This is a genomic window from uncultured Endozoicomonas sp., from assembly GCF_947495845.1.
Lineage (GTDB): Bacteria > Pseudomonadota > Gammaproteobacteria > Pseudomonadales > Endozoicomonadaceae > Endozoicomonas.
This window is the reverse complement of record NZ_CANMAO010000004.1, coordinates 210928-225120: the sequence shown is the minus strand read 5'-3', so window position 1 is coordinate 225120 and position 14193 is coordinate 210928. Positions and strand designations below refer to the sequence as shown.

General features: G+C 45.6%; 10 protein-coding genes. 9 read left to right on the top strand and 1 reads right to left on the bottom strand.

What is annotated here, in order from left to right:
- The first annotated feature begins 162 nt into the window (after positions 1-162).
- From Q1B11_RS05240 to Q1B11_RS05215, 6 genes are all read left to right on the top strand, one after another.
- Positions 163-1125 carry a LysR family transcriptional regulator gene (locus Q1B11_RS05240; RefSeq protein ID WP_299728671.1) on the top strand — a complete coding sequence of 321 codons (963 nt, stop codon included), beginning with the start codon at positions 163-165 and terminating at the stop codon, positions 1123-1125.
- Between the two features lie 152 nt (positions 1126-1277).
- On the top strand, positions 1278-2726 hold the full coding sequence (gene eat, locus Q1B11_RS05235; protein WP_299728669.1) for an ethanolamine permease: 1449 nt from the start codon (positions 1278-1280) through the stop codon (positions 2724-2726).
- Between the two features lie 228 nt (positions 2727-2954).
- On the top strand, positions 2955-4328 hold the full coding sequence (locus tag Q1B11_RS05230) for a glutamine synthetase (RefSeq protein WP_299728667.1): 1374 nt from the start codon (positions 2955-2957) through the stop codon (positions 4326-4328).
- Positions 4329-4337: 9 nt separating this feature from the next.
- A complete protein-coding gene (locus tag Q1B11_RS05225; protein WP_299728665.1) occupies positions 4338-5726 on the top strand; it encodes an aldehyde dehydrogenase family protein in 1389 nt (462 codons plus the stop codon).
- A gap of 32 nt (positions 5727-5758) precedes the next feature.
- Positions 5759-6928 carry an iron-containing alcohol dehydrogenase gene (locus tag Q1B11_RS05220; RefSeq protein WP_299728663.1) on the top strand — a complete coding sequence of 390 codons (1170 nt, stop codon included), beginning with the start codon at positions 5759-5761 and terminating at the stop codon, positions 6926-6928.
- A complete protein-coding gene (locus Q1B11_RS05215) occupies positions 6925-7641 on the top strand; it encodes a GMP synthase (RefSeq protein WP_299728661.1) in 717 nt (238 codons plus the stop codon). The genes Q1B11_RS05220 and Q1B11_RS05215 overlap by 4 nt, the downstream gene beginning before the upstream one ends.
- A gap of 169 nt (positions 7642-7810) precedes the next feature.
- Here the strand turns inward: Q1B11_RS05215 and Q1B11_RS05210 are convergent, their stop codons facing one another.
- Entirely contained in the window at positions 7811-10387 is a 2577-nt protein-coding gene (locus tag Q1B11_RS05210; RefSeq protein WP_299728659.1) for a hypothetical protein, read from the bottom strand.
- Between the two features lie 686 nt (positions 10388-11073).
- Here Q1B11_RS05210 and Q1B11_RS05205 point away from each other — a divergent pair.
- The 3 genes from Q1B11_RS05205 to carA all read left to right on the top strand — a co-directional run bounded on the left by Q1B11_RS05205 (position 11074) and on the right by carA (position 14172).
- Entirely contained in the window at positions 11074-11319 is a 246-nt protein-coding gene (locus Q1B11_RS05205; RefSeq protein ID WP_299728656.1) for a hypothetical protein, read from the top strand.
- A 522-nt stretch (positions 11320-11841) separates the two neighbouring features.
- Positions 11842-12654, top strand: coding sequence for a 4-hydroxy-tetrahydrodipicolinate reductase (dapB, locus tag Q1B11_RS05200; RefSeq protein WP_299728653.1), 813 nt, complete (start codon positions 11842-11844; stop codon positions 12652-12654).
- A 387-nt stretch (positions 12655-13041) separates the two neighbouring features.
- Entirely contained in the window at positions 13042-14172 is a 1131-nt protein-coding gene (gene carA, locus Q1B11_RS05195; protein ID WP_299728650.1) for a glutamine-hydrolyzing carbamoyl-phosphate synthase small subunit, read from the top strand.
- Positions 14173-14193 lie beyond the last annotated feature (21 nt).

Below are 14193 nucleotides of genomic sequence, written 5' to 3'. Positions count from 1 at the left end.
CCCCTTTGAGGTTTGTTGTTATTCTTCGCTATTGTTATGAAATTTTGTTACAGAAATATTTCACCCTTTACCACTCAGGTCAATGGCTTTAATCCATTGATTGCTATTCAATAGACTGTAAACGTCGAATAAAAATAATTTTAAAAATACGTGACTGGATTTATGTCTTACCCATTTGGTTTTGATTTGCGCTCTCTTGAGGTCTTTGTTGAGGTGGTGAAAAGCGGCACCATGACAGCGGCGGCGCAGCGCCTTGATATCAGTCAATCCGCAATATCTCAGACGTTGGCAAATATTGAAGAAACGCTAGAGGCACAACTCATTGACCGGGCTGTCAGGCCTATTCAACTAACCCCTGATGGTCGTTTTTTTTACGACCGGAGTATCCGAATACTGGATCATGCTCGCCAATTAAGCAGAAGCGTTAAAACAGGGCAGGTTCAGCATATTGATCGAGCAAGAATTGCCATGGTGGACTCTCTGGTGACGGCTATTGGTAAGCCGCTGACGGAATTATTAAAAAATCAAACTGCTGAATGGTTTATCAGCACAGGGCTTTCACACATTCACGCCCAAAGTCTTTTATCACATGATGTGGATATTATTATTTCAGATGATCAGGTGTTTGATGGCAATGAACTCAAACGTTACCCGATTCTCAGAGAGCCTTTGATCATGGTGTGCCCCGCTGGCTTTAAAGGCGGTGATGACTTGATTATGTCGTTAGCAAGCCAACTGGACTTTGCCCGCTATCCGGTTCACTCGCTCATTGGTAAATCAATTAACCATAAGCTAACCCGGCTACAGCTGGAATTACCAAGAAAACTGCAGCTGGATAATACCGCAGCCATAGTCAACATGGTTTCTACCGGGCTGTGCTGGGCAATCACCACGCCGCTCTGTCTCTATCAGTGCCGGCAATGGATAAATGGACTGGTAGATGTCCACCCACTGCCAGCGCCAGATGATTTTCGTGAACTGACACTGGTTAGTCGCAGCTATGACTTATGGACTATTCCCGAGGAGATGGCTGTCAACAGTCGTGCAATTCTGAAAGATAAAATTGTGCCTGAGTTGATCCAATGGATGCCATGGCTGGATGCAAAAATCAGCATTCAGAAATAGTGGTATTAGTTTTGCTAATAGTACGACTTCAGAGTTTGTGAAGATGATTGTTGCCTCGTGATGGGGCTTTTACACTTTGATCTAAGCATATTTCGCTGAATCAGTGCCGAGCAGTATGGGCCACAAACCATAACAATAAAACGGAGTCACTGATGCTGGAAACAGGAAGACCACCGGTCAATAACAGTTCAGTCGGGTACGAAAAAGTCTCGGACGATTACCTGAAACAACGACAGCTGAAAAAAGGCGCCGCTGGCTGGATATTATTAGCAGGCCTGGGGGTGTCGTACGTGATCTCCGGCGATTTTGCCGGCTGGAACTTCGGCCTTGAACAAGGTGGCTTTGGCGGAATGCTTCTGGCAACCATTGCCATGGCCATCATGTATATGTTCATGGTGCTTTCCCTTGCAGAGCTTTCTGCATCATTGCCGACGGCGGGTGGCGGCTACTCCTATGCCCGTCGTGCACTTGGACCCTGGGGTGGCTACTTGACGGGTACTGCGATTCTCCTTGAATACGCTATTGCACCTGCGGCTATTGCCGTCTTTATAGGCGGCTATGTGTCTGAGCTGGTGGGGCTGGATGGTCCGCTGGTTTACCTTGCTTTCTATGCCATGTTTGTGGGTATTCACCTTTGGGGTGCCGGCGAAGCATTAAAGATTATGATGGTGATTACGGCGTTGGCTTCATTGGCTATTGTCGTCTTTATTGTCGGAATGATTCCTGCCTTTGATAGCACTAACCTGTTTGATATTGCCGTAAATACAGAGGCTGCAGGCGCATCGTCTTTCCTGCCTGAAGGGTATATAGGCATCTGGGCTGCGATTCCTTTTGCTATCTGGTTATTCCTGGCTGTGGAAGGTGTACCACTGGCAGCGGAAGAAGCGGGTGACCCTAAAAAAGATATGCCTAAAGGCATCATCACCGCCATGTTGGTTCTGTTGGTGTTTGGTGGTTCAGTGTTGGTACTGGCGCCGGGTGGTGCGGGTGCAAATCTTATGAAAGACCATGCTGCGCCATTAGTGGGCGCGCTGCAGCATGTGTATGGAGAAGACTCCACAGCCGCCACATTTGTGAATCTAATTGGTCTTGCCGGTCTGATTGCTTCTTTCTTCTCCATTATTTATGCCTATTCCCGTCAGGTGTTTGCCTTGTCCCGTGCCGGTTATTTGCCACGTTTTCTGTCCAAAACCGGTGAACGCAAGGTGCCAGCCATGGCATTGGTTATTCCCGGGATTATTGGGTTCCTGCTTTCATTGACCGGTGAAGGTGATCTGCTGATTACCATGGCGGTATTTGGTGCCACCATCTCTTATGCCATGATGACTTTGTCGCACATCATTCTGCGAGTGAAGGAACCTGATCTGGAACGTCCTTATAAAACACCTGGTGGCACATTGACGTCTGGCATTGCTTTCTTGTTGTCCATTGTCGCTTTTATTGCAACCTTTGTGGTGAGTAAAGAAGCCGCCTTTTGGTCTGCAGTATTCTACGCCATCATGATTGCGTACTTTGCTTTCTATAGCCGTCATCACTTGGTGGCTAAGGCGCCTGAAGAAGAGTTTGAGGCGATAGCCAAAGCTGAGTCTGAACTGAGTTAAGTACCCGATCATATGAAATCGAATATTTCTGGCTTAGTGGTTAGTTACTATGCAAGGCACATCGGAGTGAGCATAGCTATAGCTATGTAATCGCAGATGTAACGCAGTAGAGTGGCTGACCACTAAGCCAGAAAATATGGTTTCATATGGTTGGGTACTTAAGGGATAGGCCGGGTAAAGCGTTACCCGGCTTTTTAAAACAAGAATAAAAACAATGGAGTGAGCGGTATGCAGAACCCCAGAGATGTGAAAACTGTAGCCGATGCCAAACGAATCGTTGAAGAACGGGGGTTAAGCCATGTAAAAGTGGGCTTGTTCGATAACGATGGCGTCATGCTCGGCAAGTACATGAGCAAAGCCAAGTTTTTTTCTGCCCTGGAAAATGGTTTTGCCTTCTGTGATGTGATTCTGGGTTGGGACAGTAAGGATCAGCTTTACGATAATGTTAACTATACGGGCTGGCATACCGGCTATCCTGATGCTCCTGTCAGAATTTTACCGGAGACTTGTCGTGAAATTCCTTTTGAAGATGGCATGTTGCTGTTTATGGGGGAATTCTCAGAACAGGCAGAAGCACTTTGTCCTCGCGGCACATTACGAAGGGTTATCGACAAAGCTGATGAGTTGGGTTTTGATGTGTTTGGTGCTCTGGAATATGAATTCTTTATGTTTCAGGAAACGCCAGAATCAGCCCGGGAAAAAGGGTTTAGAAATCTCAAACCACTGACGCCAGATTGGTTTGGATATTCCATTCTTAGAAATTCTGTTCATTCAGACCTGTATCATCAGATTCTCAACCTCGGTGAGACAATGGATTTTCCCATTGAAGGTATCCATACCGAAACAGGTCCGGGCGTTATCGAAGCAGCCATCACGGTTGATTCAGCGATTAATGCTGCAGATAAGGCGGCACTGTTTAAAACGTTCATCAAAGTGCTGGCTCAGCGCAATGAACTGATGGCGACGTTTATGGCGAAATGGTCTGGAGATTATCCGGGACAGAGCGGTCATATTCATTTGTCTCTTCGCAATAAATCCGATGGTAAGTCCGCTTTTTACGATCCTGATCATCAAAACAATATCAGTAAAATTCAACGGCATTTCATCGCTGGTCAACAAAGACTAATGCCTGAATTCCTGCCAATGATTGCCCCAACGGTGAACAGTTATACACGACTGATTCCCGGTTTCTGGGCACCCACCGATGCCACCTGGGGTGTAGAAAATCGTACGACAGCATTGCGAGTGATTCCCGGTTCCGATAAATCCCAGCGGGTGGAATATCGCCTTGGTTCTGCGGATGCCAACCCTTACCTTTCTCTGGCCGCTGCTTTGGCTTCTGGCCTGCAGGGCATTATTAATGAATGGGAGCCTGAAGTGCAGGTAAAAGGCAATGCCTATGAACAACAGCATTCACCAGAGTTAGCATTACCTTCAACACTTTGGGATGCGGCTCAGAAATTCAAACAGTCCAGTGCTGCGCGCTCTATGTTAGGGGATGATTTTGTCGATCATTACGCTGCCAGTCGCGAGTGGGAAGAGCGTGAATTCCGTAAGCACATTACGGATTGGGAAATGGATCGTTATTTCGAAATTATTTGAGAAATCATCATGACAGATGTTCAGCAAACCATCTCACCAGTGGATGGGCAGGTTTATGTGGAGCGAAAACTCGCAACGCAGAATCAAATTGATTTGGCATTAACTCAGGCAGTCAGTGCGCAAAAAGCATGGCAATTATTAAGTGTGAATCAACGGGCAGAGATCTGCACTAACGCCGTTGATATTTTTGTTAGCCAACAAGACGACATTGCCTGGGAAATTACCTGGCAAATGGGGCGGCCTATTCAATACGCTGGTGGTGAAGTGGCAGGGTTTGAAGAGCGTGCCCGCCACATGATTTCGGTGGCGGAAGAAGCATTGAGCCCTGTTATCTTGCCAGAGAAGGAAGGATTTACTCGATACATCAAGAAAGAAGCACTCGGCATTGTGCTAATTATAGCGCCCTGGAACTTTCCTTTGCTGACAGCCATTAACAGTATTATGCCCGCTTTAATGGCAGGTAATTCGGTTCTGCTAAAACATTCTGCACAAACGCCATTATGCGCCGAGCGTCTGGTAAATGCATTTACCGAGGCGGGTTTGCCTGAAGGTGTCTTTCAATATTTGCACATGTCTCATCAGGATACGGAGTACCTGATCAAAGCCGATCAGGTCGCCCATGTTGCTTTTACGGGGTCAGTGCCTGGGGGAGCTTCTGTGGAAAAGGCAGCCGCAGGGCGTTTTATCGGCATGGGACTGGAGCTTGGGGGGAAAGACCCGGCCTATGTTCGTGAAGATGCTGATTTGGATTCCGCCGTTGCCACGGTGATTGATGGTGCTTTTTTTAATTCCGGGCAATCGTGCTGTGGTATTGAGCGGATTTATGTACATGAAGCCGTTTATGATGATTTTTTAGAAAAAGCGGTGGCGCTGGTTAAAACCTATCGTCTTGGTCGGCCTGATGACCCGACAACCACTTTAGGGCCCTTGGTGAAAGCCGGTGCTGCGGATTTTGTACGACAGCAGATAAATGATGCGATAGCTCAGGGCGCATTAGCTCATATAGATCCTTCGGAGTTTCCTATGGATCAAGCAGGCACACCTTATTTAGCACCTCAGCTATTAACCAATGTTGATCACTCCATGCGGGTGATGACTGAAGAAAGCTTTGGTCCTGTGGTTGGCGTGCAAAAAGTCCGTTCCGATGACGAGGCCATTGGTTTGATGAACGACAGTGAGTTTGGCTTAACCGCTGCCATTTTTACGCAGGATGTTGAAGCTGGAATCGAATTGGGTGAACGAGTTCAAACCGGCACATTTTTTATTAATCGGTGTGATTATTTAGACCCGGGACTGGCCTGGACAGGCATCAAAAACTCTGGGCGAGGTTGCACTTTGTCGGTGTTGGGGTATGACGCTCTTACTCGGCCCAAGTCTTTTCATATAAAACAGCCATAACCGTTAAAAGAATAAGAAGTAACAGAGGCGTTATGACGACCAAAAACTATACCGCAAACTGGAATTACCCCACCAATGTTCGCGTGGGCGCTGGGCGTATTAGAGAGTTACCAGAAAGCTGTCAGGAGCTTGGCTTTTTCAATCCATTGCTGGTGACTGATCCGGGGCTTGCTTCTTTACCCATGGTGGAGCAGGCAGTTGAACATTGTCGTAAGACATTAAACGGCTGCGGATTGTTTTCCGATATTAAGGGTAACCCTACAGGTGCTCATGTTGATGCCGGTGTTTCAGCTTTTAAAGCAGGCGACCACGATGGGGTTATTGCTTTTGGCGGTGGCTCGGCCTTGGATGCAGCAAAAGCCATTGCGTTGATGGTTGGGCAGGATCGCCCAATATGGGATTTTGAAGACATTGGCGATTACTTTACACGGGTAAATGTCGATGGCATGGTGCCTGTTGTAGCGGTGCCAACCACTGCTGGCACCGGTTCTGAAGTGGGGCGGTCATCGGTCATTACCCATGAAGGGTTGAAGGTTAAGAAAATTATCTTTCACCCCAGAATGTTGCCAGAGATTGTCATTCTTGATCCGGTTCTGACTTGCGGTTTACCGGCAAAAATAACGGCGGCTACTGGTATAGATGCACTGTCTCATAATCTGGAAGCTTTTTGTTCACCCCATTATCACCCAATGGCACAGGGTATTGCGCTGGAAGGTATTCGGTTAATCAAAGAATATCTTCCAACGGCTGTTGCTGATGGCAATGATCTTGAAGCGCGAACCCAGATGCTGGTGGCCTCGACTATGGGGGCGACATCCTTTCAAAAAGGCCTTGGTGCCATGCACGCGTTGGCTCACCCGTTGGGGGCATTATTCGATGCGCACCACGGTCTTCTTAACGCAGTGCTGATGCCTTATGTCTTAAAGGCTAATCAATCCGCAGTATCAGATCGACTGACCGATTTGAGTCGTTATCTCCGTTTGGATAACCCTGGTTTTGATACGTTTCTGAATTGGATTTTGAAGCTTCGCGCTGATCTAGGGATTCCTCACACCCTTGCCGAGATAGGCATTCAAGACGATGATTTTGAAAAGGTAGGTGAAATGGCATTTGCAGACCCTTCAGCGGGTGGGAACCCTATTGCATTTTCTGTTGAGGAGTATCAGCAATTGTTTATTGCTGCCGTAAGAGGGCGCTTATGAATATTGGTCTGCTGTTGTGTGATGATGTGCATCCAAAGCTTCAAAAAATTTACGGAAACTATCCGGAAATGTTTGCGACTCTGTTACAGCAGGTCGAGCCTTCCATTGAACTGACCACTTGGCGGTTGATTGATATGGAGTTCCCGTCGTCTGTTGATGAGTGTGATGGCTGGATTATTTCTGGCAGTAAACATGGTGCTAATGATGACCTTCCGTGGATAGCACCATTAGAGGCATTTGTCCGGGTTGTGTTTGAACAAAAAAAGAAATTGGTGGGCATCTGTTTTGGTCATCAAATCATTGCAAAAGCACTGGGGGGTGAAGTAGCTCGCTCAGATAAAGGCTGGGGTGTTGGTATTTCCGATAACCAGATCTACGAGCACCCTTTCTGGATGAAGCCGGATAGAGATAACTTCAAACTGTTGGTAAGCCATCAGGATCAGGTTCTGGATGTTCCTGAGATGGGCCGCATCATTGCTGGTAGTGTTTTTTGCCCTGCTTATATGATTCAGTACGATGACTGCCTGCTGGGTATTCAGGGGCATCCGGAGTTTTTTCGGGAGTTTTCTAAATCTTTGATGAGTTTACGGCGGGATTTGATTGGCAAGCAAACGACAGAGATCGGTCTTAAATCTCTGTCGAAGGCTCACGAAGGTGCTTTGGTAGCACAATGGATGGTGCAATTTCTGAGGAACAATACAACACACTTTTAACTATTGCGCTATATGGCTGAATATTCAGCGATGACCTGGGAGGTACCATGCAAAGTAGGTAAGGCTTTGTCTTCCTTATTTTGCTTTTCATCCTTCAGTCTTGCTGCCCACTCAGCAGAACTATTCTTTTTCCTGAATAGCGGATTGCCCCCTTGCGCATTTTTCGAAGTTAGTCAATGTCCTCAATCGTAAGTTTTGCAGCTTCTTCCTTTAAGAGTAGATGTTCATCCTCTGGCGTTAAGCCTTTTCGAGGGTCAAAACCTACAATGGCAGACTCAGCTCTTTTCACTGCATTAGTAGATAACAAATCTATCTTCATCTTATCAATGTAGGTAGAATAAAACTCTGCAACTGAGGTTGGAGGGCTATGTTCAGCGGTTGTGATCGGTGTTTGTGCCTGTTGTGGTGTGGTTTGTTCAGGTAACTGGTCATGTGATGGTGGTAGGCTTTCTTCTCTTATGTTTTTAGAGGTCTGAAGCAGCTCATTCACAGAGGTGACAGATGTTGGTGCTTCACTCGCATTGGATTGACCTCCAGTCTCCCTCGTATAAATTACGGTCTGGATGCAATATTTCAGGAGTTCCAGCTTACGACAAATATCAGCTTTTCGTTTTGAGTCCGCAGCTCCCTTATCCTGACTATAAGTAACAATGAGCGTGTCAATAATATTCGCCCATATAGTAAGAAGTGTGGAGCTGAATTCCCATAATATGGCGGGAATAAAACCGAAAACGTTCCGGGCAACGCAGTGGCCAAGGAGTCTCATATCATGAACGTTATAGTCTGCAGACCAGAGATGCGTTTCAAGCAAAGCAAATATTGCGGCAACAGATGGCAACGACTTAAAGAAAAAGAGAAGATTCATCGGTTGAGTCCAATTCTCGGTACCTGGAATAGCACTTGACCAGATAGGCAAAGTATTGGGGTAGCTCGGATCTATCTCTTTGTGTGACATTATATCAGAAGTATTGAATAAGGTTGCAACCAAATCAACAAAAGTAACTGTTGTGACTATACCGCATGAAGCAAATGAAGCGCAGTTGGTTTTGAATCTTGAATTTGCATAGTTACTTGGTTGCTTTTGGTCATAGCCTAGCATGTCTTTCTCTGCCTTGGTAAGGGGCTGATTACTATATTTTTTAAGTTTGGCTATTTTGATTGCATATTTTTCGTTTTCTACAATGGTGTCTTGTTTCATGCCTTCAGATTCTATCACTAATGCCGGCACAAATAACCGATTGGCGATAGAATAAGCAAGATCCAAACTAGCAACGTTAGGCAGTGCAGGTTTGAACTCAAAGGCTACATTCAAGCATGCACGTAAATATGTGGCGGCGACACCAGCTTTATTGACAAAATTATCCGTCGTTGTTTTGACTAGGTTGACAAATTCATCTGGGCCGCCTAGGTCTTTACGATTTTCATCAAGCTCTTTTTTCTGAAATGCATCTCTTAATTCGATAAACAATTTTTGAATAAGATTTTCAGAGGGGCTTTCGAGATTTGCACCTTTGCTCCTCTCGGCGGCATTTTTCGCGGTGCCAATAAAATAAACCATGGCCGCAAAAGCTGATGCCCCCAGGTTTGCAGGTTTCATTTTTATATCTTCAACGTTATTTGCGCTGAACAGGTTTTCTATATCGTCGAATGCCTTATCACCAATTGAGTCTTTCAGGTTTGTAGGTGAAGCCGTAGCCGATGCAGATGAATTGGCTATGATAGGTCCTAATATAACAGCTAGCCTAGCCATTTTTACTGGGGTCGCGACTCCTCTTTCCAGAAGAGCTGTAGCCAGAATGATTAGGTAAATTAAAGGGCCGTATTTGTCCGCTCCATCGGCCATGCTTTTAAGTAAGCTCGAAAGAGATCCTGTTGTAGTTTGACTGGATTTAAAATTGGTAATTTCTGTTATTGTTTTTTCAAGTATCTTGGATTCAGCGTCTACAATACATGCTCCTAACTTGAGATAGAAATTATGCATCACGGAACATTCATTGATGAAAGCTTTAATGATCGCTTCCTTATTTTTATCGAAGTCCATTTTAGTATGAAGTAATGATTGAAACTTGTACATGATCGTATCTGGGGTGCAGGGATAAATGCCAGATTCGAACGCTTCAGGAAGGTTGTCGTCTTCAATTGCTAATGGGGTGTTATTTAACGATTCAAGTATTGAAAGTGCATGAGAATTAAGAGACTTTATGTTGTCTTCATCATTCAAGCCACGGCAAGTATCTTTCATCATCTGAATGATCAATTGACTATGGTTTTTAGGGTACGGGTTTTCATTTCCAAGGGCATATTTATTTGTTTTATTAATATATTTTAAAATTTTTAATTCACTTAATTGCTTCAATTTTTTCGGATCATTAGAAGACAGTATATTAACTTTATCCGCAATGATGCTTTTTATTGCCCTTTCAGTTTTATCGGAAGATTGATTTAAAAATTCTATAAAGTCGAAGATTGGCGATGCAATATTGAAACGAGTAAGAACATCCTTGGCCAGAGATAATGTACCATCCTTAAATATTTCTTTCCCTGATCGATTTAATCTGGCCAAATCCGAGTGGACGAGACCGGTTTCTAAGTCTAAAAGCATTTTTTCTAGTGAAATCGGCTTTGTACAGCGATTAACAAAGCTTTTAGAGGTGTTTTCAGGTTTTGTTTGTGGAGGGGTTTCTGCATCGTAGACTGTTCGACGATGTAGCATGGGCATGGAATCGCTAAGTGAACCTAAAGGCATAAGATTCTCCATTAATGAGATGCTTAATTATTAATTGGTTTGTCGATTGATTTCTTTAGCAGCTTTTCTGATGAGCTAATCGGTCCCGTACATCAGTTAAGTAGTTAGCCAAATAACATCATATTTTCTGGTTAAGTGGTCAGCATCCTAGAAACTATCCACTCATTCAGAAATATTTAATTCCATTTTTCAAACTACTTTAGCGTAATCAGAGTAGTTTATTTTCAAAAAGGTTGAGCGCTGTATAAATACCTAAAAACGTTTCCTTCAAAGAGGTTTTGATACTTATTTCTTTGGTGCTCTCTCTGAAGAATTGAAGCAAGAGAGCTCTATTTGTATGGGTTTTATAAAAAGCCGCATTTCATAATAGACGACATGCCTTCTTCAATTGTTTTCAGTAATCGTGAGAAGATCGTTCTACAGATAGAGGTTCCTATTAAGCAAGGCTGCATGCTTGATCTTGAAAACAGTCTGAAAAAACACTCAGAGAGGCTGGGGACCCAAGAGTTGCTCGGAATCTTTGAGTCAGCCAATAAATAACCCGTTGTCGTCAATAAGCAAAAGTGGAGTTGCAAGGGCAAAGCCCTGAAACACTAAGAATCCATGTATGGAAAAGTTCCCTTCAAGCGTTCTGTCTATCAGGGCGTCAGTCAGGGGTGGTATCAAGTTGTCGCCTTTAGATATGAATGCAAAAATCATCGGATCAGCAACACCCAGGTTTGCAAAATCTCTCGCATGGAAATCTAGCCATGGCGTTTTTTAAAACAGCATACTTCAGGGCAGATACACGACTTTACCATGGCTCAAGATATCTGGGAGGTTTGGCGGAAGCACTCTTACCAACCAGCAAAGCCAAGCGCAAACTGTGGCTTGAAGACAGGCTTCACTACTTAAAACATAAGTCAGGTGTTGCTAAAAAGATCCCGCATTAGATTGAGTCAGCAGAGCTGCCTAAAGAAAAAAACTGCCCTGATAAAGAAGCGTTATAACGCGGTAACTTACTTCACCAACAACCATCAGCTGATGAATTATCATCAGGCTCTTAAGCGGCAACGGCCAATAGGTTCAGAAGTAATGGAAGCAGCTTGTAAGACATTGGTCAAACAAAGGCCTGTTCCTCAGGCATGCGATGGAAAGCAACCGGAGCAGAAGTGCTTCTGAATACAAGATCACTGATTCAAAGTAAGGGCCGATGGGAGTAACGTTGGTAGAATATTCTCTCTGGTAAGCAGAAAGTGGACTTATTAGTCAGTTATCAGGCTGGGAGAGCACCCTATTCCTTGATCGATGGGAACCACTTGGTGTGAGGTGAAAAACTGGGTTGATTAGCGACAGTAGATTTGTATTGTTTGGAGAAAACTCTGCTAGAATGGGGCATTTGAAAGAAAATGCGTTCAACATGTGCTGTAGTCAATCTCAGCATTTGGTTATATGGAATCGAATAAGGAGAGAATGTGACCAGAGTTGCCGTAGTTGGAGCCGCAGGAAGAATGGGGCGAATGCTGGTAGAAGCTGTTGCCGGCGATGATCAGTGTGCTCTGGGTGCTGCTATCGTCAAACCTGGAGATAACCTGCTGGGTGTCGATGCGGGTGATCTGGTGGGTGTTGATACTCAGGGAGTCAAACTCACTGATGATCTGGCTGCCGCAGTGAACGACTTCGATGTCCTGATCGACTTTACTTCCCCTGAATTAACTATGAAGCACGTTGAACTGTGTCGTCAGCATGGCAAAGGCATTGTGATTGGTACCACCGGTTTAAGTGCTGATCAGAAAAATACGCTGGCGAAAGCGGCGGAAGAAACGGCCATTGTTTTTGCGCCTAACATGAGCATCGGTGTGAACCTGGTCTTTAAGCTGCTGGAAATGGCGGCCAAAGTGCTGGGAGATGATGCAGATGTTGAAGTCATTGAAGCTCATCATCGTCACAAAGTGGATTCTCCATCCGGCACTGCTTTGAAAATGGGCGAAGTGGTCGCTGATACTTTGGGGCGTGATCTCGAAAAATGCGCCGTTTATGGCCGTGAAGGTTATACCGGGCCAAGAGATCGAGAAACCATTGGTTTTGCTACGGTGCGTGCCGGCGATGTGATTGGTGATCACACGGTGCTTTTTGCCTGTGAAGGTGAGCGTGTTGAAATTACCCATAAAGCCAGCGGTCGTGAGATTTATGCTCGAGGCTCTGTCAGGGCAGTGAAGTTTCTTGCTGATAAGCAATCAGGCCTGTTTGATATGCAGGATGTGCTGGGCCTTAAGGGTTTGTCCTGAAATAACTTCCACATTTGAATTAACGTTGTCCGTAGCCCGTAGCCCGTAGTCCGAAAAAGCTTGAGCCACTCGCGCTTTTGCGGAATACGGAAACGGATAACGTCCCCACGACGCTTAAAGGCCTCAGTAAATGTGGATCTTATTTTGGGACGGTTTCTAAGTAATTTTTGTTATTATTATATGGACAATTACTCCCTCTTGTGGTCAAATAAGAAAAATTTGCATTGAATTTATAGTGCTGGTGGCAAAATGCGCGCCCAATGATGAGACAAAAGCGAGATGGTTTTTTTAAAAACATCTCGTTTTTTTTGGGTCTGCAATCTGGATTGTCAACAGCCTGTAGCGTTCAGGGCATTGGAAACGCATTGTTAAGACGGGGAGGATCCTTTGACTAAGACGGCTGTTTTAGCTCTGGAAGACGGTAGTATTTTCCAGGGAATTGCCATCGGTATGGATGGTGAGACCAGTGGTGAGGTGGTATTCAATACGGCAATGACCGGATACCAGGAAATCCTCACTGACCCTTCCTATTCCCGCCAGATTGTTACTCTCACCTATCCTCATATTGGTAATACCGGAATCACTCCGGAAGACGAAGAATCCCCCCAAATCCAAGCCGCCGGCCTGGTGATTAAAGACCTTCCCCTGTTAGCCAGCAACTGGCGCAGCAAAATGTCCCTCGATGAATACCTTAAATCCCGCAACATTGTCGCCATCGCCGGTATTGATACCCGCAGGCTGACTCGCATTCTACGGGAAAAAGGTGCTCAGAATGGCTGCATTATTGCTGGGGATGCTGCTGATGAGGCGGTTGCGCTTGCCAAGGCTAAAGCGTTTCCGGGTCTTAAAGGTATGGACCTGGCGAAAGAGGTCACGGCTAAAGAATCTTATTCCTGGACGGAAGGCGTCTGGAGCCTTGAGACTGACAGCCACGCTGAAGTGACCGACTTGCCATTCCATGTGGTGGCTTACGACTTCGGTGTTAAACGCAACATTCTGCGTATGTTAGTACAGCGGGGTTGTCGTCTGACGGTGGTGCCGGCGCAAACCCCCGCCAGTGAAGTGCTGGCCATGAATCCGGACGGTGTTTTCCTGTCCAACGGCCCCGGTGACCCCGAGCCATGCGATTACGCAATTGCGGCCATCAAAGAAATTCTCGAAACGTCGTTGCCTGTTTTTGGTATTTGCCTTGGGCACCAACTATTGGCGTTGGCCAGTGGTGCCAAGACCGAAAAGATGAAGTTTGGTCACCACGGTGCCAACCATCCGGTGCAGGACTTGGCCACCAGTCAGGTGATGATCACCAGCCAAAACCATGGTTTTGCCGTAGCGGAAGATTCTTTGCCAGACACCTTAAAGGCGACCCATAAATCACTGTTCGATGGCAGCTTGCAAGGTATTGAGCGAACCGATCGCCCGGCTTTCAGTTTCCAGGGGCATCCGGAAGCAAGCCCGGGGCCGCACGATGTGGCGTGTCTGTTTGATCGCTTTGTCGACTTGCTGAAAGCAGCAAAATAACCATCCCTGAAACGATTAAGA

Coding starts and splice junctions, on each gene's coding strand:
- Q1B11_RS05240 (WP_299728671.1), top strand. CDS start 163: ATGTCTTACCCATTTGGTTTTGATTTGCGCTCTCTTGAGGTCTTTGTT.
- eat (WP_299728669.1), top strand. CDS start 1,278: ATGCTGGAAACAGGAAGACCACCGGTCAATAACAGTTCAGTCGGGTAC.
- Q1B11_RS05230 (WP_299728667.1), top strand. CDS start 2,955: ATGCAGAACCCCAGAGATGTGAAAACTGTAGCCGATGCCAAACGAATC.
- Q1B11_RS05225 (WP_299728665.1), top strand. CDS start 4,338: ATGACAGATGTTCAGCAAACCATCTCACCAGTGGATGGGCAGGTTTAT.
- Q1B11_RS05220 (WP_299728663.1), top strand. CDS start 5,759: ATGACGACCAAAAACTATACCGCAAACTGGAATTACCCCACCAATGTT.
- Q1B11_RS05215 (WP_299728661.1), top strand. CDS start 6,925: ATGAATATTGGTCTGCTGTTGTGTGATGATGTGCATCCAAAGCTTCAA.
- Q1B11_RS05210 (WP_299728659.1), bottom strand. CDS start 10,387: ATGCCTTTAGGTTCACTTAGCGATTCCATGCCCATGCTACATCGTCGA.
- Q1B11_RS05205 (WP_299728656.1), top strand. CDS start 11,074: ATGCAAAAATCATCGGATCAGCAACACCCAGGTTTGCAAAATCTCTCG.